The 20,380-nt window shown below is 72.0% G+C and carries 17 protein-coding genes and 1 tRNA gene; 3 read left to right on the top strand and 15 right to left on the bottom strand.

Translation table 11 applies throughout. The annotated features are described in order from the left end of the window. Positions 1-100: 100 nt before the first annotated feature. From KZI27_RS11365 to KZI27_RS11385, 5 genes are all read right to left on the bottom strand, one after another. Complete coding sequence (locus tag KZI27_RS11365) at positions 101-1,072, bottom strand: helix-turn-helix transcriptional regulator (RefSeq protein ID WP_123312596.1); 972 nt, start codon at positions 1,070-1,072, stop codon at positions 101-103. Further along, positions 1,065-2,096, bottom strand: a complete 1,032-nt coding sequence (locus KZI27_RS11370) for a helix-turn-helix transcriptional regulator (RefSeq protein ID WP_222657734.1) — start codon at positions 2,094-2,096, stop codon at positions 1,065-1,067. Before KZI27_RS11370 ends, KZI27_RS11365 begins: the two co-directional genes overlap by 8 nt. Positions 2,097-2,167: 71 nt before the next feature. After that, positions 2,168-3,094: a hypothetical protein gene (locus KZI27_RS11375; protein WP_222657735.1), complete on the bottom strand. Its 927-nt coding sequence runs from the start codon at positions 3,092-3,094 to the stop codon at positions 2,168-2,170. A 43-nt stretch (positions 3,095-3,137) separates the two neighbouring features. Continuing rightward, positions 3,138-4,256: a tRNA (adenine-N1)-methyltransferase gene (locus KZI27_RS11380; RefSeq protein ID WP_261783872.1), complete on the bottom strand. Its 1,119-nt coding sequence runs from the start codon at positions 4,254-4,256 to the stop codon at positions 3,138-3,140. After that, complete coding sequence (locus KZI27_RS11385) at positions 4,253-5,011, bottom strand: HAD family hydrolase (RefSeq protein ID WP_261783873.1); 759 nt, start codon at positions 5,009-5,011, stop codon at positions 4,253-4,255. The genes KZI27_RS11380 and KZI27_RS11385 overlap by 4 nt, the downstream gene beginning before the upstream one ends. A gap of 150 nt (positions 5,012-5,161) precedes the next feature. Between KZI27_RS11385 and KZI27_RS11390 the strand changes: the two genes are divergently transcribed. Further along, positions 5,162-6,097, top strand: a complete 936-nt coding sequence (locus KZI27_RS11390; protein ID WP_222657736.1) for a proteasome assembly chaperone family protein — start codon at positions 5,162-5,164, stop codon at positions 6,095-6,097. Positions 6,098-6,521: 424 nt separating this feature from the next. Here KZI27_RS11390 and mshC read toward each other — a convergent pair whose 3' ends face one another. The 3 genes from mshC to KZI27_RS11405 are packed head-to-tail and all read right to left on the bottom strand — an operon-like array spanning position 6,522 to position 9,970. Beyond that, positions 6,522-7,766: a cysteine--1-D-myo-inosityl 2-amino-2-deoxy-alpha-D-glucopyranoside ligase gene (gene mshC, locus KZI27_RS11395; protein ID WP_222657737.1), complete on the bottom strand. Its 1,245-nt coding sequence runs from the start codon at positions 7,764-7,766 to the stop codon at positions 6,522-6,524. Next, positions 7,763-8,593 (bottom strand): undecaprenyl-diphosphate phosphatase, encoded by an 831-nt coding sequence (locus KZI27_RS11400; RefSeq protein ID WP_222657738.1) that lies wholly within the window; start codon positions 8,591-8,593, stop codon positions 7,763-7,765. Before KZI27_RS11400 ends, mshC begins: the two co-directional genes overlap by 4 nt. A 60-nt stretch (positions 8,594-8,653) precedes the next feature. Further along, positions 8,654-9,970, bottom strand: coding sequence for a M20/M25/M40 family metallo-hydrolase (locus KZI27_RS11405; RefSeq protein ID WP_222657739.1), 1,317 nt, complete (start codon positions 9,968-9,970; stop codon positions 8,654-8,656). A gap of 162 nt (positions 9,971-10,132) precedes the next feature. Between KZI27_RS11405 and KZI27_RS11410 the strand changes: the two genes are divergently transcribed. Continuing rightward, positions 10,133-10,218 (top strand) — tRNA-Leu (locus tag KZI27_RS11410). Between the two features lie 302 nt (positions 10,219-10,520). Here the strand turns inward: KZI27_RS11410 and KZI27_RS11415 are convergent. The 5 genes from KZI27_RS11415 to KZI27_RS11435 form a co-directional block, all read right to left on the bottom strand. After that, positions 10,521-11,849 carry an NAD(P)/FAD-dependent oxidoreductase gene (locus KZI27_RS11415; RefSeq protein ID WP_222657740.1) on the bottom strand — a complete coding sequence of 443 codons (1,329 nt, stop codon included), beginning with the start codon at positions 11,847-11,849 and terminating at the stop codon, positions 10,521-10,523. Positions 11,850-11,881: 32 nt separating this feature from the next. After that, entirely contained in the window at positions 11,882-12,091 is a 210-nt protein-coding gene (locus KZI27_RS11420) for a hypothetical protein (protein ID WP_222657741.1), read from the bottom strand. Positions 12,092-12,116: 25 nt separating this feature from the next. Beyond that, positions 12,117-13,910 (bottom strand): DEAD/DEAH box helicase, encoded by a 1,794-nt coding sequence (locus tag KZI27_RS11425; protein WP_123313104.1) that lies wholly within the window; start codon positions 13,908-13,910, stop codon positions 12,117-12,119. 188 nt (positions 13,911-14,098) lie between these two features. Beyond that, positions 14,099-15,343, bottom strand: coding sequence for a DNA polymerase IV (dinB, locus tag KZI27_RS11430; protein WP_222657742.1), 1,245 nt, complete (start codon positions 15,341-15,343; stop codon positions 14,099-14,101). A gap of 214 nt (positions 15,344-15,557) precedes the next feature. Continuing rightward, complete coding sequence (locus KZI27_RS11435) at positions 15,558-16,733, bottom strand: acyl-CoA dehydrogenase family protein (RefSeq protein ID WP_222657743.1); 1,176 nt, start codon at positions 16,731-16,733, stop codon at positions 15,558-15,560. Positions 16,734-16,756: 23 nt separating this feature from the next. Here KZI27_RS11435 and KZI27_RS11440 point away from each other — a divergent pair, with 23 nt between their 5' ends. Continuing rightward, complete coding sequence (locus KZI27_RS11440; protein ID WP_222657744.1) at positions 16,757-17,551, top strand: SGNH/GDSL hydrolase family protein; 795 nt, start codon at positions 16,757-16,759, stop codon at positions 17,549-17,551. A gap of 157 nt (positions 17,552-17,708) precedes the next feature. Here KZI27_RS11440 and KZI27_RS11445 read toward each other — a convergent pair whose 3' ends face one another. Next, the gene (locus tag KZI27_RS11445; RefSeq protein WP_222657745.1) at positions 17,709-19,055 is read right to left on the bottom strand and encodes a serine hydrolase domain-containing protein; all 1,347 of its coding nucleotides are present in this window, start codon (positions 19,053-19,055) and stop codon (positions 17,709-17,711) included. A 50-nt stretch (positions 19,056-19,105) separates the two neighbouring features. Further along, positions 19,106-20,335 (bottom strand): D-alanyl-D-alanine carboxypeptidase family protein, encoded by a 1,230-nt coding sequence (locus tag KZI27_RS11450; RefSeq protein ID WP_123312583.1) that lies wholly within the window; start codon positions 20,333-20,335, stop codon positions 19,106-19,108. Positions 20,336-20,380: the final 45 nt, after the last annotated feature.

Here is a 20,380-nt window from a genome sequence, read left to right on the forward strand (position 1 = left end):
CCTCGCTCGCCCGCGCGCGGTCGTGGAAGCCATGGGTCGATCCTACGGGGTGGGAACCGACAGTTCGGCGCGCTCCGTGCGAACGCACATGCAGGACTCGTCAGCCCGCGGCGAGGGCGGCGGCTGCGAAGTCGCGCACCGCGTCCCGCGCCGCCGGCGGGTCGAGCACCACGGCACGGCCGGGCAGCCCCGCGACGAGCCGGACCACGCCGTCGAAACCGTTCGACGCCGCGAGCCGGATGCGCACGCGCGCCTCGGCGTCGGGGGCGTCGGCGGTGTCGGCGAGGAAGTCGGCCACGAGCGGCAGCGACGACGAGTCGAGCTCCACGGTGACGATGACGTCCTCTGCGGACTGCTGGAACAGCGTGTCCGGGATCACCACCTGGTCGACCGACTTCTCGACCGCACGGTCGTCGACGCGTGCGCCGGACATCCGGTCGAGGCGGAAGGTCCGGAGCGCCTGCCGGTCGAGGTCCCAGGCGCGGAGGTACCAGTCCGTGTCGATCGACTCGACGCGCAGCGGGTCGACCCGGCGGGTGCCACCCTGGGTGCGCGGGCCGGCGTACTCGAACGACAGCCCACGACCGTCGGCCATCGCGCGACGGATCGTGGCGAGGGCGACGTCGTGCAGGTCCTGTCCGACGGCGACCGTCGAGGCGGCACCGCCGGCACCGCGTGACAGCTTCGCCATGAGCGCGCGGATGGCGTCGCGGTCGGCGGCCTCGGGCAGCGCGGAGAGGTACTGCAGCCCCGCGATGAGCGCCGAGGCCTCACGCGCGGACAGCCGCGGTGAGTCGTCGATGGCGACGAGGTTCGTCAGGACGATCATCTCGTTCTGGTCGAAGTCGTCCCAGGCGATGTCGAACAGGTCGCCGTGCTGGTACTGCATCGTCTCGCCGGGGACACCCGACACCGCGATGAGTTCCACGGCGCGGCGGATACGGGCCTCGGGGACGCCGAAGTGGCGTGCGGCCTCGGCCACCGAGACGCGCTCGCGGTCGATCAGGTACGGCACCAGGGCGAGCAGGAACGCGAGTTTGTCCTGCGCCTGCAGGGGCTGGGCGTCAGCCACGGGCGGGCTCCTCTCCGTCGCTGTGGTCCCGCACGAGCGCCCGGAGCCGCTCGACGACCCGCAGCCGCAGGTCCTCCGGCTCGAGCACCCGGACCTCGGGTCCGAACGCGGCGAGTTCCTCGGCCAGGATCTGCGGGTCGACGTGGTGCAGCACGAGTGCGCCGTCGGCGTCGGTCTCGGTGTCGCGGCGCCGGGTGAGCCGTCGTTCGGCGTCGGAACCCGGGGTCACCGCGATGCGCGCCGTGCGGGCGGACCAGATCCGCTCGAGCTCGGCGAGCGTGCGCTCCCCCGCGCCCACCGGTGCGGTGTGCTGCCCGACCTCGTACTGCGTGACGGTCCCGACGATGCGGGACAGCAGGTAGTTCTTGTCCGAGTCCGTGGCGAACTCGTGGGCCGCGAGCATCCAGCGGCCGCCGTGCTGCACGAGGGCGAGCGGCGCGACCTCGCGACGGCGGGCCTCGTGCTGCCCGGGGGTGATGTAGTCGAACCGGACGGCGGCACCGCGGTCGAGGGCGGAGCGGAGCGGCTCGAACGCCGCGTCACGTGCCCGGAGCCGCGGGGCGTACGCGTCGACGCCGAGCTGGAGTGCGCCGTCGTCGTCTTCCGAGCCCGCGGACCGGACCTTGAGCAGCCCTCGGCGCGAGTCGGCCGACAGGGCTCCTTCGCGCCAGGCCATGGCGGCCAGCGACAGCAGAGCCGATTCGTCCGGGGTGAAACGGACGTCGACGGGGAGGTCGTACTCGCCCTTCGGGATCCGGTAGCGCAGCGTCTGGTTGTTGCCGGCGGCGCCCGGTGTCTCGATGGTCTCGAGCGGGATGCCGAGCTCGCGGACGTCGTCCTTGTCACGCTCGAACTGCCGCTCGAGCGAGGCGTTGTCCCCGCCCGGCGTGAACCGCTGGCGGTAGCCCTGCACGTTGGTCAGGATCTCCGCCTTGGTCAGCCCGGACTCCGTCGAGAGCAGCGCGAGCACGAGGCTGAACAGCCGCTCCTCTGCGGGCACACGGGGCACACGGGTCGCTGGCACGAGCCGATCCTACGGCAGCGCGGGTGCACCGGAGTGCACCCGCGCCGCGGTCGGTGGACGGTGTGTGCGCGTCAGCTCGACATCGCTCCGAGCACGTCGATGACGTACGCGTAGGCGGTGCCCTGCTGGTTCACGACGGCCAGGACCTGGTCGCCGACACGGTGCCCGACGATGGCGGTGCGCACACCCTCGTCGACCTGGCCCTTGGCGAGCGGCACGGTCTGCGCACCCGAGCCGTCGGTCCAGCTGGAACCGGCCACGGACGGGTCCGCGCCCCACGTCACGGCGGTGTACTTGATGACCGCGGTGTCCTTCGCGGTGAGCACGCGACCGGATCCCTTGCGGAGCAGGTGCGTCTGGTTCGACTTCGGCGCGTTCCACGACGGGATCGTGATGCCGGGGGCGCCGGACGGTGCGAGCACGACGGCGGGCATCTTGTCGCCGGCGAGCTGCGGCGTACCGGTCGCACGGGCGTCGAAGGCGCGCTTGACGTCGACGACGGCGATGACGGCGTCCTCGGTCTTCGTCGACGAGCCGCTGTCGGTGGTGGCGCTCGCGTCCGAGCTGCTGAGGGCGCTCTTCGGCAGCGCGACGGCCAGGCGGTCGCCGACCTGCGCGCATTCGAGCGATTCGCCGAGGGCACCGTAGTTGCTCGCGCCGGCGGTGATCGGGGCCGTCTGCCCGGAGTAGCCGCTCGTCTGCGCGACCTCGCCGGTGGCGCCGTCGACGAGCGTGTACTCGATCAGGACGGGGGTGCCGTCCTCGATGGTGCGGCCGTCGCCCTGCTCCAGGACGGAGACCTGCGTGCCTTTCGTCGTGAGCCCGCTCGGGATCGACACCTTCGGCTCCTTGCCGAACGCGCCGGTCGCGGTCACCGCCTCGGACGCCTTGCCGGGTGCGGCACAGCTCGAGGGGGTGGTGCCGGCGCCGTTCGAGGCGCACGCCGTGAGCGACGCCACGAGACCGATGGTGACCAGGAGTGCGGGGATGGTGCGCACGGACCCTCTTTCCGTTCGATGCAGGACGGGCACGACCGCCAGCCTACCGGTCGCCGTCGGCCAGCTCGGACGCGTCGCCGACGAGCTCGGACGGTGCCCCGGCCCCCTCGGCGGCGGCGGCTGCGGACCCGGCCTCGGCAGCGGCGACCTTGCGTGCCTGCGCCGCCGACTGCCGTGCGACCTTGCGCAGCTTCTTGTCGCTCGTCGCCCGTTCGCCGACGGCGCCCGGGGTCCAGGCCTCGATGTCCTCGTCGGAGAACTCGACCTTGCCCGCTCGGCGCTTCAGGTTCGGCAGGACCGTGCCGTCAGCCAGTCGACGGGCCGTGATGAGGAACCCGGTGTGCCCGACCATGCGGTGGTCCGGGCGGACGGCGAGGCCCTCGACGTGCCAGGTGCGCACCAGCGTCTCGCTCGGCATCGGGTCGGTGAAGCGGCCGGTGTCGCGCAGGGCCTCGGCCGTGCGGGACAGCTGGGTGACGGTGGCGACGTAGCAGACGATGAGCCCGCCGGGCACGAGGGCGTCGGCTGCGGCGTCGACGCACTCCCAGGGCGCGAGCATGTCGAGCACGACGCGATCGACGCTCTGCTCGTGGACGGCGCCGGGCAGCTCCTCGACCAGGTCGCCGACGGTCACGGACCAGTTGTCCGGGACGGCGCCGAGGAACGTGCCCACGTTGCCCTGCGCGATCGCGGCGAACTCCTCGCGACGTTCGAAGGACTGCAGCTGCCCGGTCGGGCCGATCGCCCGCAGCAGGAACAGCGAGAGGGCGCCGGAACCGACGCCGGCCTCGACCACCCGGGCGCCCGGGAAGACGTCCGCGAACGCCACGATCTGGGCGGCGTCCTTCGGGTAGACGATCGCGGCGCCGCGCGGCATCGACATCACGTAGTCGTTGAGCAGCGGGCGGAGCGCCAGGTACTCGTCACCCGTGCTGGCGCGGATCACCGAGCCGTCCGGCTGACCGATGACGTCGTCGTGCCGGAGCACCCCGCGGTGCGTGTGGTACTCGCCGGCGGTCTCGAGGGACAGCGTCGTGAGCTTGCCCTTCGGACCCGTCAGCTGCACGCGGTCGCCGGCCCGGAACGGGCCGCGCGGCGGCGTGTGCGGTGCGCCTCCGGCGGTGTGCGGGAGCGCCGCGGTCGGGTCGTCGGTGTGGTTCATCGGGTGGCCCCCTCGGTGTCCGCCGCGTGTGCCGGGTCCGGCACCGCGCCTCCCGTGTCGAGCGCGCGCGCAGCCAGTGCCGGCGTCGTCAACTCGACCAGGCGGTCGACGTCGACACCCGACAGGGTGGTCAGGTGCACGTCACCGCCGGCGATCTCGGACAGCGGGACGATGTGCTCGACGGCGATCGTGACGGCGCCGGAGGCGACGGCCGACGCGACGCCGGTGGCGGAGTCCTCGATCGCGACGCACGCGGTGGGCTCGACGCCGAGCTGGGCGGCGGCGGAGAGGTAGGCGTCCGGGAACGGCTTCGGACGGTCGACGTCGTCACCGGCCACGACGACGCGGAACCCGCGCTCGCCCAGTGCCTCGGCGGCGACGAGCGCCATCTTGCGGCGGGACATGGTGACCAGGGCGGTGGGGATCCCGCGGGCGTGGAGCTCCTCGACGAGTTCGCGGGCACCCGGACGCCACGGCAGCTCGCCGGCGCGCAGGTGCTCCATCACGTAGTCGGTCATCCACTGGATGATCTCCTCGACCTCCATGTCGACGCCCTTGGCGCGCAGGAGTTCGCCGGAGCGCTCGAGACCGGAGCCGACCAGGGACAGGCCGTCCTCGTGGGTCCACTCGGCGCCGTAGCGGTTCGTCAGGTCGACCTGGGAGCGCTGCCAGATCGGCTCGGTGTCGATGATCGTGCCGTCCATGTCCCACAGCACGGCTGCGGGCGGGACGAGGGCAGGAGGATGCGCGGTCACGGGCGACGAGTCTACCGGGGGCGTTCCGCTGGGCGCGGACGCGCACGTGCGGGAGCGCTGGCGGGGCCTACAGTGGATGCCTGAATCGTGTCCGGCCGGGTGCCACGTCGCACCCGCCCCGCTCCGCTCCACCACCAGGAGGTCCGCTCCGTGCCACAGCACTCCCCCTTCAGCGACGGCCGGTTGCTCGTCGTCGCCTTCGAGGGCTGGAACGACGCCGGCGAAGCCGCGAGCGGACTCGCCCGACGCATCGTCGAGTCGCTCGGGCTCGACGAGCTGCGTGAGCTCGACGGGGAGCGGTACGTCGACTACCAGTTCAACCGTCCGACCATGGGGTCCGACGAGACCGGCGCCCGCGGGGTGCAGTGGCCCCGCATCGTGCTGCACGGCCCCGGCGCCGAGGGCCGGCCCGTGATCGGCGCCACCGGCTCCCCGACCGACCGCGACGTGTTCGTGCTCGTCGGGCCGGAGCCCTCGCGCACCTGGCGCGGCTTCTGCGCGGAGATCATCGACCTCGCCGACGTGTACTCGATCGACGCCGTCGTCTTCGTGGGCGCGATGCTCGCCGACGTCCCGCACACCCGACCGATCTCGGTCTTCGTGTCGAGCGAGAACGCCGGCGTCCGCAACGCGTTCGACGTCGACAAGTCGTCGTACGAGGGTCCGACGGGCATCCTCGGCGTCCTGGCCGACGCAATGGACAAGGCCGGGCTGACCACGCTGTCGCTCTGGGCTTCGGTCCCGCACTACGTGCACAACTCGCCGTCGCCCAAGGCCACGCTCTCGCTGCTCGACAAGATCGAGGAGCTCACCGACGTCACCGTGCCCCGCGGCACGCTGCTCGACGACGCCACCGAGTGGGAGGACGGCATCGACGCCCTCGCCGCCGACGACGAGGACATGGCGTCGTACATCGGGCAGCTCGAGCAGGCCCGCGACACCGTCGACTCCCCCGAGGCCTCGGGCGACGCGATCGCGCAGGAGTTCGAGCAGTACCTGCGGCGCCGCGAGCACAAGGACGGCAAGGACGGCGGCACCGCCGGCGGCGAGGGGCCCTGGCGTCCCCCGCAGCCGCCCCAGCAGTAGGGCGCAGGCGCGGCGCGGGGCGGGCGCGCCCAGACCCGGCGCGCCCGGACCCGTTCGCCGAGGTTCCGAAATCTCGGCATGTCGCCGCCGCACGCTGCCGTCCGTGGAACCTGCGCGCGACGCCCACGGCGTGTCGCGCGGCTCGCGCCCGTCGAGCGGTCGCCATCTGCCGGCAGCGGGCACAGGGCCCGTCACGACCGGTCGACGGACGGGAGGCACGGTGCCAGCCCGCCACGGGCCTCCCGTCCCCCGACGGTCGCGTCCAACGCGCCTGGCCGCGATCGCCGAGGTTCCGAGATCTCGGCATCTCGCGGCCGCGCGCGGCTCTCCGTGGAACCTCGGCGGCACGCGCGCGGCATGTCGTGGAACCTCGACGAGTCGCACGCGGCCGAGCGTGGGGACAGCCCCCGCCCCGCGGCCCGCGTCAGCCCAGGCGGATGCCGAGCAGGGCGTCGATCAGGTCGGCGAGCTCCGACGTGCACGCCGTCCCGCCGGCGATGGCCGTGTCGACCGCGGCGACCGCGCCCGGCGTGTCGAGGTCGTCGGACACCCGCGCCCGGATCCGCGATGCGACGTCAGCCGCGTCGTCAGCGTGCCCGGCGGGAGCACCCGACGCCCATGCGTCCCAGGTCGCGAGCCGCGTCGAGGCACTCGTGAGCTCGGCGTCGAACCACTCCCAGTCGTCGGAGTACTTGTGCGAGAGCAGTGCGAGCCGGATCGCGCGGGGGTCCGCGCCGTCGTCGAGCAGCCCACGCACCGTGACGAGGTTGCCGAGGGACTTCGAGATCTTCGTGCCCTGGTAGGCGATCATGCCGGTGTGCACGAACGCGTGTGCCAGGGGCTGGTGCGCCAGCGCGGCTGCGTGTCCTGCGCTCATCTCGTGGTGCGGGAAGACGAGGTCGCTGCCACCGCCCTGCACGCTGATCGGGAGGCCGAGGCGGTCGCCGGCGATGACGCTGCACTCGATGTGCCAGCCGGGCCGGCCGGGACCGATCTCGGAGTCCCAGCTCGGCTCGCCGTCGCGGGCCGCGCGCCAGAGCAGCGGGTCGAGGGGGTCGCGTTTGCCGGGGCGCTCCGGGTCGCCGCCACGCTCGGCGGCGAGCGTGAGCATGGTCTCGCGGTCCAGGCCGCTCTCGTCGCCGAGCGACCACGCGTCGGTGGGGTGGTTCACGTCGAAGTAGAGGTCGTCGCCCTCGGCGTCCGGGGTGGGGACCTCGTAGGCGGAGCCGGTCTCCTGCAGGAACGCGACGGCCTCGGCAACCCGGTCGACCTCGTCCGTGACGGCCACGAAGTCGTCGGGCGGCAGGATCCGGAGCGACTCCATGTCGCGGCGGAACAGGTCGATCTGCGAGGCGGCGAGCTCGCGCCAGTCGACGCCGTCGCGGGTGGCGCGCTCGAGCAGGGGGTCGTCGACGTCGGTGACGTTCTGCGCGTACTCGACGTCGAGGCCGGCGTCGCGCCAGGCGCGGCCCAGCGTGTCGAACGCCAGGTACGTCGCCGCGTGGCCGAGGTGCGTGGCGTCGTACGGGGTGATCCCGCACACGTACAGCGCGGCGCGTTCGTCGCCGTGCGTCGGGTCGACCGGCTTCCCGGTGGCGGTGTCGTGCACGACGGGCCGCGGCGCTGCGCCGGGGACGTCGGGGACGGACGGGGCCTGCCAGGCCCTCATGGCTGGATCACTCCGAACGACAACAACACGATGAGAACGATACCGAGTGCGATGCGGTAGACGACGAACGGCATGAAGCTGCGCTTGCTGATGTAGTTCATGAACGCCGCGATCACCACGAACCCGACGATGAACGCCACGACCGTCGCGATGAGCGTGTCGGCGAGTCCGAACGGCGCTCCGTGGTCGCCCAGGCTCGTCGCGGCCTCGTACAGACCGGAGAGGAACACGGCCGGCACCGCCAGCAGGAACGCGAACCGCGCGGCAGCCGGTCGCGTGTAGCCGAGCGCGAGCCCCATCGACACGGTCGCGCCGGAGCGGGACACCCCGGGGACGAGCGCGAGCACCTGAGCGAGCCCGATCAGGATGCCGCCACCGAAGGTCATGTGCTCGATCCGGCGCTCCTTGCGGCCGACGACGTCGAGCACGCCGAGCACGATGCCGAAGACGATGAGCACGATCGCGACGATCCACAGCGAGCGGAACGTGGTCTCGATGGAGTCCTTCAACAGGAGCCCCGCGATGCCGATCGGGATCGTCCCGAGGATCACGAGCCACCCGAGCCGCACGTCGGGGTCGCCCTTCGGGACGTCGCGCCGGAACACCGAACGGAACCACCGTCCGATGATCCGGGTGATGTCCTTCCAGAAGTAGATGAGCACCGCGGTCTCGGTGCCGAGCTGCGTCACCGCGGTGAAGGCCGCGCCCGGGTCCTTCGCGTCGGGCAGGAACAGCCCGACGATGCGCAGGTGCGCGCTGGAGGACACCGGCAGGAACTCGGTGAGCCCCTGGACGAAGCCGAGGAAGATCGCCTCGAGGATGTGCACGCACGGGCCTTTCGGGGGAGGTCGGTCAGGACACCGCCACGGAGGCGACCATGAACAATATCAGTACGTGGCCAGGAGGTCCCCGAGGACGCGCCGACCGAAGGCCAGTGAGTCGAGCGGCACCCGCTCGTCGACGCCGTGGAACATCGCCGGGAAGTCCACCCCTGCAGGCAGCTGGAGCGGCACGAAGCCGTACCCCGCGATCCCGAGCGTCGACAGCGCCTTGTTGTCGGTGCCGCCCGACAGCAGGTAGGGCAGCACCGGGGCGCCCGGGTCGTGCCGACCGAGGACGTCGCGGACGGCGTCGACGAGCGGTCCGCCGAAGTCCTGCTCGAGACCGATGTCGCGGAAGGACATCACGACCTCGACCTCGTCGCCGGCGAGCTCCCGCACGCGAGCGAGGACCGACTCCTCGTCACCGGGCAGGCAACGGATGTCGACGAGGGCCTCGGCCGTGTCCGGGATCACGTTGTGCTTGTAGCCCGCGGTCAGGACCGTCGGGTTCGTCGTGGTGTGCAAGGCGGCGTGGATGAACCGCGAGGCCGACCCCGTCGCAAGAGCGACCTCGTCCGGGCCGGTCACCGTCGGGTCCACGCCGAGGAACCGAGCGACCTCGGCGACCATCGCGTCGGTCGTGGCCGACAGGCGCACCGGCCACTCCTCGCTGCCGATCCGGGCGACGGCCGCGGCGAGCTTCGTCACGGCGTTGTCGCGGATGACGTGGGAACCGTGTGCCGCCGTGCCGCGCGCGACGAGCTTGATCCACATCAGCGCCTTCTCACCCGTCTGCAGCAGGTAGGCGCGGCGGTCGCCGAGGGTGATCGAGTACCCGCCCACCTCGCTGATGGCGGCGCTGGCCCCGGCGAAGACCTCGGGGTGGTGCTCGACGACGTGGTGCGAGCCGAGGACTCCCCCGGCTTCCTCGTCGGCGAAGTACGCGATCACGAGATCGCGCTCGGGAGCCCCGTGCTGCTCGATGACGTCCGAGAGGGACGTGAGCATCATCGCGTCCATGTTCTTCATGTCGACGGCGCCCCGCCCCCACAGCGACCCGTCCTTGACCACGCCGCCGAACGGGTCGACCGACCAGTTCGCCGGGTCGGCCGGCACGACGTCGAGGTGTCCGTGCACCACCAGTGCCGGCTTGTCCCGGTTCCGACCAGGGACGCGTGCCACGACGCTCACGCGGTCCGGCTCGGACTCGAACAGCTGCGGCTCGAGGCCCAACGTGCGCAGCTTGTCCTCGACGTAGTGCGCCGCCTCGGTCTCACCGCGCGACTTCCCCTCGCCCCAGTTCGTCGTGTCGATGCGGATGAGGTCACGCGCGATCGCCGCGGTGGCCTCGAGCTCGGTCGCGGTCGACTCCGGGTTCGTCATGCCACCACGGTATCGGTGCGCACCGACGCTGCTCGGCCCGGAGACGCCGCGTGCTGGACGCGCCCGGGATGCGCGGCCGTGTTCATCGGGCGATCAGACCCGTGCTAGTGTTTTCTCTCGGCAGGGACGCCGGGGAAACCCGGGGAAATCGCCACACATCCAGTCCGGATGGCGGAATTGGTAGACGCGCTAGCTTGAGGTGCTAGTGCCCGTATTAGGGCGTGGGGGTTCAAGTCCCCCTTCGGACACAGAAACATGCGGTGCCCCCTGACCTTTCGGTCCGGGGGCATTTTCTGTTGCGCCTCCCGGCGAGTGCCGCCATCGCTGCGCTCGCGGACGGGCGACAAGATCGACGTCGTACGACATCGATGCTGTCGCAACGGCGCCGGCACAACGGTTGCCGGCGCGCGCCGACGACAGAGTCGACGTCGTACGACGTCGATGGTGTCGTTCCGGGTCGGGCCGGAGCGCGGGTTGCAGCGTGCGCACAAACGGACAGGAGGCGCGGTGCCAGCTGGCACCGCGCCTCCTGTCCGTCAGGTGGTTGCGTCTAGCTCTTCGACGCCTCGACGAAGTTGCGACGCGGGTCCGTCTCCTTGATGAGCGAGGTCGCGTCGCGGCCCGAGACGGCGCCGGTGACCCAGCCGATGACGATGCGCGCCTTGCGGTTCAGCGTCGGCATCGCGTACACGTGGTACGCGCGGTGGGCGAGCCACGCCAGCAGGTTCGTCATCTTGATGCCCTTGATGTTCGCGGCACCCTTGGCGACACCGTACGAGGCGACCGTGCCGATCGAGGGGTGGCGGTACTCCTCGAGGGGCTTGCCGGTGATCGTCGCGACGACGTTGTCCGCCGCCACGACGGCCTGGCGCACGGCGTTCTGCGCGTTCGGCGGGTAGAACGCCGGCTGCTTGTCGGCGGTCAGGTCGGGCACCTGCGCGACGTCACCGAGGCCCCAGACACCGGGGACGACCTCGTGCGTGTCCTCTGCCTCGACCTGGAGCTTCGCGTTGGCGGCGAGGTGCCCCTTCGGTCCGCGGGGCAGGTCGGAGGCGTCGAGCAGCGGGTTCGGCTTGACGCCAGCGGTCCACACGAGCAGCCCGGTCGGGATCTCGTCGCCGTCGGAGAGCTTGACGATGCCGTCCTCGGCGCTCGGCATGGTGGTCTTCAGACGCACGTCGATGCCGCGGGCGCGGAGCGACTCGAGCGTCCACTTGGACAGCTCCGGGCCGACCTCGGGCGCGACACGGTCGAGCGCGTCGATGAGGATCCAGCGGGGCTGCTCCCCCGCGAGCGACGGGTACGTCTTGATGGCGGCCTGCGAGACGTCGAAGAGCTCGCCGATCGCCTCGACACCGGTGTAGCCACCGCCGACGAAGACGCTGGTGAGCAGACGACGACGTTCGTCCTCGTCACGTGTGGCAGCGGCCTTCGCGATGTTGTCGAGGAGCTTGGCGCGCACGTAGGCGGCCTCTTCCACGCTCTTGAAGCCGACGCCGTACTCCTCGAGCCCGGGGGTCGGGAAGGTGCGGGTGACCGAGCCGAGCGCGACGACGAGCTGGTCGTAGCCGAGCGTGCGGTCGTCGCCACCGGCGGTCGCGATCGAGACGGTCTTGTCCGCCGACGAGATCCCGGTGACCTTGCCCTGGATGACGCGGGTCTTGCGCAGCGCACGGCGCAGTTCGACGGTGACGTCCTTCGGGGCGATGTGGCCGCCGGCGACCTCGGGCAGGAACGGCAGGTACGTGTAGTAGGTGTTCTGGTCCACGAGCGTGATGCGCATGGGCACGGTCGCTGCGTGCTTCTGCAGCTGCTTGACGGTGCTGTAGCCAGCGGAGCCGCCGCCGAGGACGAGGACGTGAGGGATCGAGTCTGCCATTCCTCCGGTCTACCGGACTTTGGCTTGGCGCGTCATGAGCTGCGCGGCCTGTCGCGCAGCCGCCACCAGGCCGTCTCCGCCAGGTCGACACCCGTGTAGACGCCGTGCGGGGTCCGTCGGGACTCGGTCAGCGAGAACCGTCGCAGCCGGTAGCCGCCCCCGAACCGGTCGATGATCGCCTCGGGAGAGGACTCCGCGTCGCGTTTGACGTACCAGGTGCGGTCGTCGACGGACTCGATCACGGGCGGACCGCCCGGACCGCACCCGTCACCGGCGCCCGCCGATGCGGGAGCGCAGGACGTCGATGCGCTTCTGGATCTGCTCGATGCTCGCCTGGGCCACCGCCGGACCACCGCTGATCCGCCGGAGTTCGGCGTGGATGGCGCCGTGCGGCTCGTTCGAGTGCCGCGACCAGATCGACACGAGCCGGGCGAGCTCGGTGCGCTGCTCCTTGATCGTCATGTACATCGGACGGTTCTCGGGCTCGGCGGCCTTCGGCAGGCCGTCCTTGACGGTGCGGCCCTTGGAGCGCTTCGCCTGGGTCGCCTGGCGCGCCCGGAGCAGGTCGCGCACCTGGTCGGGTTCGAGCAGCCCGGGGATGCCGATGAAGTCGAGTTCCTCGAGCGACCCGACCTCGCCGCCGGTGCCGAACTCGCCGCCGTCGTACAGGACGCGGTCGAACGACGCCTGCGAGTCGAGCGCCTCGAACGGCTGGACCTCGAGCAGGCTCTCGGACGCCCGGTCTTCCTTGTTGGCCTCGGCGACCATCGCGTCTTCGGGGTTGTACATGCCGTCGTCGGCGTCCTTGGGACGGTCGAGGGCGTGGTCGCGTTCGAGCTCGAGGGTCGCGGCCAGCGCCATCAGGCCGGGCACGCTGGGCAGGAACACCGACGCGGTCTCCCCACGGCGGCGAGCACGCACGAAGCGGCCGATCACCTGGGCGAAGAACAGCGGGGTGCTGGCGCTCGTGGCGTAGACCCCGACGCAGAGCCGCGGGACGTCGACCCCCTCGGACACCATGCGGACGGCGACCATCCACCGCGAGGTGTCGTCGGCGAACGCACTGATCCGGCTGGACCCGGCGGCTTCGTCGGACAGGACGACGGTCGGCCGCTCCCCGGTGATCTGCTGCAGGATCCGGGCGTACGCGCGTGCCGTGGTGGTGTCCGTCGCGATCACCAGACCGCCGGCGTCGGGCACACCACGGCGCACCTCGGTCAGGCGCTTGTCGGCTGCCGACAGCACGGCCGGCATCCACTCGCCCTCGGGAGACAGCGCGGTGCGCCACGCCTGGGCGGTGATGTCCTTCGTCACCTGTTCGCCGAGGGAGGCCGACATCTCGTCGCCCATCCGGGTCTTCCAGCGCATCTGGCCGGCGTAGGCCATGAACAGCACGGGCCGGACGACGCCGTCCTTCAGCGCACGGCCGTAGCCGTAGTTGTAGTCGGAGATCGAGGTGCGGATGCCCTGCTCGTCGGGTGCGTACTGGACGAACGGGATCGGCGCGGTGTCGGAGCGGAACGGCGTGCCGGACAGCGAGAGTCGTCGGGTGGCGCCGGAGAACGCTTCTCTGATGCCGTCGCCCCAGGTGAGTGCGTCGCCGCCGTGGTGGACCTCGTCGAGGACGACCAGGGTGCGCCCGCCCTCGGTGATCTTCTTGTGCACCTCGGGGTTCATGCCGACCTGGGCGTACGTGATCGCGACGCCCTGGTAGTGCCGGCCGAACATGCCGTCGCCGTTCTTGAACATCGGGTCGATCCGGATGCCCACGCGATCGGCGGAGTCGGCCCACTGCCGCTTGAGGTGCTCGGTGGGGGCGACGACCACGATGCGGTCGACGGTGCCGCGCGCGAGCAGCTCGGTGGCCAGGCGCAGCGCGAACGTCGTCTTGCCGGCGCCGGGCGTCGCTGCCGTGAGGAAGTCGCGCGGCTCGGATTCGAAGTACTTCGTGAGGGCTTCGACCTGCCAGGCGCGGAGCTTCGACGCGGTCCCCCACGCAGCGCGGTCCGGGAACGCCGGGGACAGGTGTTGGACGGCCGAGTTGCCGGCTGCTTCGGCCAGGGCGGCCGCGTCGGCTTCGTCGCGCGCCACCGCGTCGGCGTGCGCGGACGACGATGCGCCCGACGACGTGTCGGTCGACCCCGCGGCGCCGTCTCCGGCCCGGTCGTCCCCCGACTCGGCCCACAGCGTGGCGGGCTGCTGCTGTTCGTACTCCGCTGCGCTCACTGGACCTGATTCTACCGCCACCGTCAGTCCTGCCTGGCGTGCGGGACGTGGCCGTCGGGGGTCCGGCGGACCAGGGATGCCGGTCGCAGCACGCCTGCGCCGAACCGCGCGGCGACCGCGTCCACCGTGGTCTCGGTCTCGCGCCACGGCGCGTCGTCGTCCCAGAGCGCGTTGCTCGCCGCGGCCGGCACGAGGTTCTCGCCGCGGACCCCGATGAGCCGGATCCGGTTGCCCGGCCGGTGCAGCACGTCGTACAGCTCGACGGCTTCACGGTGCAGCCGCTTGGCGACGTCGGTGGGCTCGGCGAGGGTCCGCGAGCGGGTCAGGGTGGTGAAGTCGGTGTAGCGGACCTTGAGCGCGACGGTGCGGGCCTGCACGTCCGCGTGACGCAGGCGGACGGCGACCTTGTCGGCGAGGCGCAGGAGTTCACGCGCGACGTCGTCCCGCTCGGTCAGGTCGTGGCCGAACGTGACCTCGTGTCCGATGGACTTCTCGCCGACGCCGGTGTCGACGACGCGGGGATCGCGCCCCCACGACAGGTCGTGCAGGCGCTGGCCACCAGCGGGCCCGAGGGCGGACACGAGCGACCCGAGGGGCGTGTTCGCCAGGTCGCCGACGGTCCGGATGCCACGGCGCTCGAGGGTCTCCTGCGTCTTGCCGCCGACACCCCAGAGCGCCGAGACCGGCTGCGGGTGCAGGAACGCGATGGTGTCGGCTCCGGGGACGACGAGCAGCCCGTCCGGCTTGGACCGGCTCGACGCGAGCTTCGCCACGAACTTGGTCGATGCGGCGCCGACCGAACAGTGCAGGCCCGTCTCGGCGTGGACCGTGCGTCGGATGGCCCGACCGATCTCCCACGGCGTGCCGTACAGCCGGAGCGCACCGGCGACGTCGAGGAACGCCTCGTCGATGCCGAGCCGCTCGACCCGCGGGGTGAACCGGTCGAAGACCGCCATCACCGCGGCGGACTTGTCGCGGTACTTCTCGAAGTGCGGCTCGACGATGATCGCGTTCGGGCAGCGGCGCTTCGCGATGGCCATCGGCATCGCGGAGTTCACCCCGTACTTGCGGGCCTCGTACGTCGCCGCGGTGACCACGGACCGGTCGGAGTCGTGGCCGACGATGACCGGCAACCCCACCAGGTCGGGCCGGTCGAGCAGTTCGACGGACGCGAAGAAGGCGTCCATGTCGACGTGCAGCACCGTCGCCGAGATGTCGTCCACCGGGGCGTCGGAGACGAGCCGGTTGCTACCGTCCTGCTTGCTCACACCGAGATGATGCCAGGCACCACCGACATCGCCGCCCGGCTCGGCGTGCGGAGGTCGCTCTGCGCCGAGAGCACCGTGCGACCTTCGTCGATCCGTGCCGGGTTGATCGCTCGGTGCGGCGCTGCAAGGCCGCACGGAGCGGGCAACCTCGCACCAGCCCACAAGTCCCGCACCGTGCTCGCGCGCCCGGCGCCCGGCGCGCGCGGGTGCCGCGTCAGGCGGGCGGACCGAGCAATGACATCGCGAGGGTGCGCGCCGCCGAGTCCCGCGACGACGGGTGGTACTGCCCGGCCCGCACGTCGCGCGCCAGGCGGGCGAGCTCGCTCGACGACCGGAACGCCGAGCCCCCGACGACCCGCATCGCCTCGTCCACCACGTGCTGCGCCGTGTCCACCGCCCGCGCCTTCGTGCCGACGAGCAGCGGGAACCACCGGGCGCCGAGCTCGTCGCGTTCGTCCACCGAGCGGGCGAGGGCGTCGACCTGCAGGGTGATCGCGTCGACGGCACCGCGCAGGTCCGCGAGGGCACGACGGACGTCGGGGTCCTGCGACCGGGGCGAGCCGTCGGCCGCCGCGCGTCGCCCGACGGCGTCGACCGCCAGCGCGATGGCCCGCTCGGCGACGCCGACGTACACCGACGCGATGAGCAGCTCGAACGCCGCGAAGACCCCGAACACGAGCGGGTCCTGGTTCGGTCCGACGGGCAGCGACCGGACGATGCGGTCGGCGGGCACGTGCACGCCGTGCAGCTTCGTCGTGCGGCTCTGCGTGGCCCGCATGCCGAGGGTGTCCCAGTCGTCCAGGTGCTCGACGTCGCCGTCGGACCGGAGCACGAAGCCGTGCACGAGCCGCGGTTCCGGCCCCGTCTCGTCCTTGCCGAACACGCTCAGCAGGTCCCACGCCGGCGCGAGGGACGTGAACACCTTGGTGCCGGTGAAGCGGTACCCGCCGTCGCCGTCCGGCTCCGCCGTCGTCGACGAGTCGAACAGGACGGCGTCGTTGCCGGGTTCGCTCACCCCGAATGCCAGGAGTTGGTCGTCCGCAGCGTGGTCGGTGACGGCCTGGAGGAACGACCCGCCTCGCGCACGCACGGCGCGCGCCGCCTGCACCCACACCTGGTGCATGCCGAGGCCGAGTGCCGTCGCCGGCGCGGCCTGGGCGAGGGTGCGCTGGACGGCGGCCGTGGCGCGGAGGCCGAGTCCGGAGCCGCCCTGGGCCACCGGGACCCCGATGCGCAGGTAGCCGGCGGAGCGGAGCTCGTCGAGGTCCTCGGCGCAGAAGGCGTTCGCGGCGTCGTACCCGGGGGCCCGGTCGGCGATGCGGGCGAGCAGGTCGTCCGGCACGGTCCAGGGTGCCGCGTCCGTGCCGGCGTCCGTGTTGGCCTTCGTCATGGCACGAGACTAGGGTCCGGAGCGTGTCAGATCGTCATCCTTGGTCCAGGTACGTCGCGATCGGTGACTCGTTCACCGAGGGGATCGGCGACCCCGACCCCACCGTCCCCGGTGGAAACCGGGGCTGGGCGGACCGGGTCGCCGAGGTGCTCGCGCACGGGTCCGACGACTTCGCGTACGCCAACCTGGCGATCCGCGGCCGGCTGCTGCAGCAGATCATCGACGAGCAGGTCGAACCGGCGCTCGCGCTCCGCCCGGACCTGGTCACGGTGTCCGCCGGGGGCAACGACATCATCCGGCCGGGCTCCGATCCGGACGAGCTCGCCGAACGGGTGGACGCGATGGTGTCGCGACTGCGGAGCGACGGTGCCACCGTGGTGCTCTTCACCGGCCCCGACGTCGGCATGACGCCGGTGCTCGGCATGGTGCGCGGCAAGACGGCGATCTACAACGAGAACCTGCACGCCATCGCCCTGAAGCACGGCGCCCTGGTGGCGAACATGTGGGCGCTCCGGGTGCTCCGCGACCCGCGCATGTGGGCGCCGGACCGACTGCACCACTCCCCGATGGGCCACTCCACGATCGCCGCGGCGGTGCTCGACACCCTCGGGGTGCCGCACGGGCTGGAGCCGTTCAACCCGGATCCGCTCGAGGCGCGGCCCTGGCGCGAAGCCCGTGCCGAGGACCTCGGCTGGGCGAAGGAGTACCTGGTGCCGTGGGTCGTCCGGCGCATCAAGCACACGTCGTCGGGCGACGGCGTCTCGGCCAAGCGCCCCGAGCTGCAGGACGTCGTCGAGCACCGGTCCGACACCCCGTAGCCGAACGACGCCCGTCCTCGTCCGCACGCCTCCGCAGCCGCACCCCACCACGGTCATCGCGCCCCGACTCCCCGGGGCGCGTTGACCGCACGGGGGCGCGAATCGGGTCGTGCGCACACCGCGAACCGGGTCGTGCGCACTCTGTGGTCGGCGCAGGTCAGTCGGCGGGCCGGCGGAGCGTGAGCGGGCCGTCGTGCAGCGGCTCGGTCTCCCACACGGTGGTGGCGGTGCCGGTCTGCCGGTCGATCCGGACGTGCGCCAGGTGCGGGGTCTCGACGAACCGCACGTCGACGAGCACGGTCCGGCCGTCGGCGGCGAGGGCGCCGCTCGCCGCGAGCGGTCCCTCGACGAGCCACTCCCCCTCGCCGACCGGCACGGAGAGCGTCCCCCCGTCGACGTCGAGCGTGAGCCGCCACCCCGCGTCGTCGTGGGCCAACGGGCCGACGTCGACGAGGCCCTGGAGCGAGCCGCCGCGCACCGCGGGCAGCCCCAGGGAGGCGAGTCGGGCCTCCAGGGCGGAGTCCGCACCCGTGTCGGACGGACGGTCGACGGCGGGCAGCAGGTGCTGCCAGGCCGCGTCGAGGACCGCCTGCATGTCGAGGCTCTGTCCCGTGATCGCGAGGACGACGTCCTGCTCGGGCAGGACGACGCAGAACTGGCCGTAGGCGCCGTCGCCGCGGAAGCCGTGGCGGGCCATCCAGAACTGGAAGCCGTAGCCCTGGGACCAGTCCGGGTTCTCCTCCCCCGGGTTCTCGACCTGGGTCCTCGTGGCGGCGGCGACCCAGTCCTCGTCGAGGATCCGCTCGCCGTCCCACACCCCGCGCTGCAGGTAGAGCTGGCCGAGCGCGGCGATCGCCGAGGTCGGGGCGTAGCACCCGCTGAACCCGAGCTCGGCGCCCGTCTCGTCGCGTCGCCAGGCGAGGTCGTCGATGCCGAGCGGGTCGAGCAACCGCGGCCGCAGGTACTCGACGAGCGGTCCGCCGCTGACCCGTCGCACGATGCTCGCGAGCGTGTACGTGCAGGGCTGGTTGTAGGCGAAGACGGAGCCGGGCTCCTCGTCCGGCGGGGTGAGCAGGAAGCCCCGGACGGTGTTCGTCGGGTCGGCGGCGCGAGCGCGGTCGAGTGCTTCCTCGCGGTGGCCGCTCGCCATCGCGAGCAGGTGCCGGACCCGGATGCGGCGGCTGCGTTCGTCCGTGATCTCGGCGTCGAGCTCGGGGAAGTACGACAGGGCGGTGGCGTCGAGGTCGATGAGGCCCTCACGGACCGCGATGCCGACCGCCGCCGCGGTGAAGCTCTTGCTCAGCGAGTAGAGCAGGTGCACCCGGTCGGCCGCGTACGGCTGCCACCACCCCTGGGCGACGACCTGGCCGTGGCGGAGCAGCATCAGGCTGTGCGGCTCGACACCGGCGGTCGACTCGAGGGCGTCGACGAACGCGAGCACACCGCGGGCGTCGATGTCGAGGGCGGAGGGGGTGGTCCGGGGGAACGTCTTCGTCGTCGTCACCCGTCCGACAGTACGGACTCCGGGTGGTGCGCGTCAGCGCGCGAGCACCGTCAGCCCTGGAACGGGTTCGTCCAGCGCCACCAGACGCCGGGGTCGTCGATCGTGCGCTCGAGCACGAGCGGCACCGTGACCGGGTCGTGGTCCGTGACCGTGAAGCGGACCGTCCCGACCCGCTCGCCCTTCGTCCCGAGGGTGACCTCGTCGAGGTGCGCCGTCGCCCGCACCTTCGTCTTCCCCCAGACCAGGACCTCGGCCGCCTTCGCGGTGACCGCGTCGGCCTCGTCCTGCCAGGGGGTGGAGAACGTGCCGAAGGTCTGGCCGGCGTGGGTGAGGGGCACGACCTGGAAGTTGTCCGCGACCGACCGGAGCAGCCGTTGCACGTCGACGTCGAGCGAGTCGTGGTCGACCCCGCCGAGCATCACACCGATGACTGTGACGTCGCGGCCGCCGCGCTCGTAGGTCGCCGCGAACAGCAGGCAGGCGCCGGCCTCGTCGAGGGTGCCGGTCTTGATGCCCTCGATGCCGTCCAGACCGAGCAGCTTGTTCGAGTTCTCGATCTCGCCGACCGTCGGGATCGTGACGTCCTTCGTGCCGACGATCTCCTTGACCACCGGATCCGCGAGCGCGAGCTGGCCGAGGTCGACCAGGTCGGTGGCGGTCGAGGTGTTCTGCGGGTCGAGACCGGTCGGCTCGTGGATCGTGGTGTCGTCGAGGTCGTGCTCCTCGAGCCACTTCGTCGCCGCCTGCTCGTACTCGGCGATCGACCCGAACGCCCAGATGGCGAGGGCGCCGGCGTAGTTGTTCGCCGACTTCATGAGCATCACCTGGAACGCCTGATGCTCGGTGAGCTTCAGGCCGGCGGGCATCGGCGCGACCTCGCCGTTCATCGCCGCGTACTTGGCGTAGAGCGACTCCATCTTCGGCGTGAAGGTGATCGCCGGGCCGGACTCCCCCGCCGCCATCGGCTTCTCGTCGAGCACCACGAGCGCCGTGACGATCTTGGTGATGCTCGCGATCGACCGGGGCTTCGTGTCACCGCTGGTGCGCAGGCTCTCCGGGAAGTCGGTGGCCTCGACCGCGGTGGCGCCGTAGCCGGGGAAGCTCAGGGCCGGCACGCTCGACGTCGGGGCCGAGTACGTGGTGGTCGAGGCGCTCGCCGGGCCGAACGGCACGACGGCCGCGGCCACGAGGTACCCGGCGACGAGCACGAGGACCGCGACGACGGAGATCGTCACGGGCCTCCGGACGGCGGAGCGGGGGCGGCGGACGACTCGTGACACGGGAACCGAGCGTACCGGGGGCGGTTCCCGCGCGCCTGCGAGGAA

Origin of the sequence: Curtobacterium sp. TC1 (assembly GCF_019844075.1) — a bacterium.
GTDB lineage: Bacteria > Actinomycetota > Actinomycetes > Actinomycetales > Microbacteriaceae > Curtobacterium.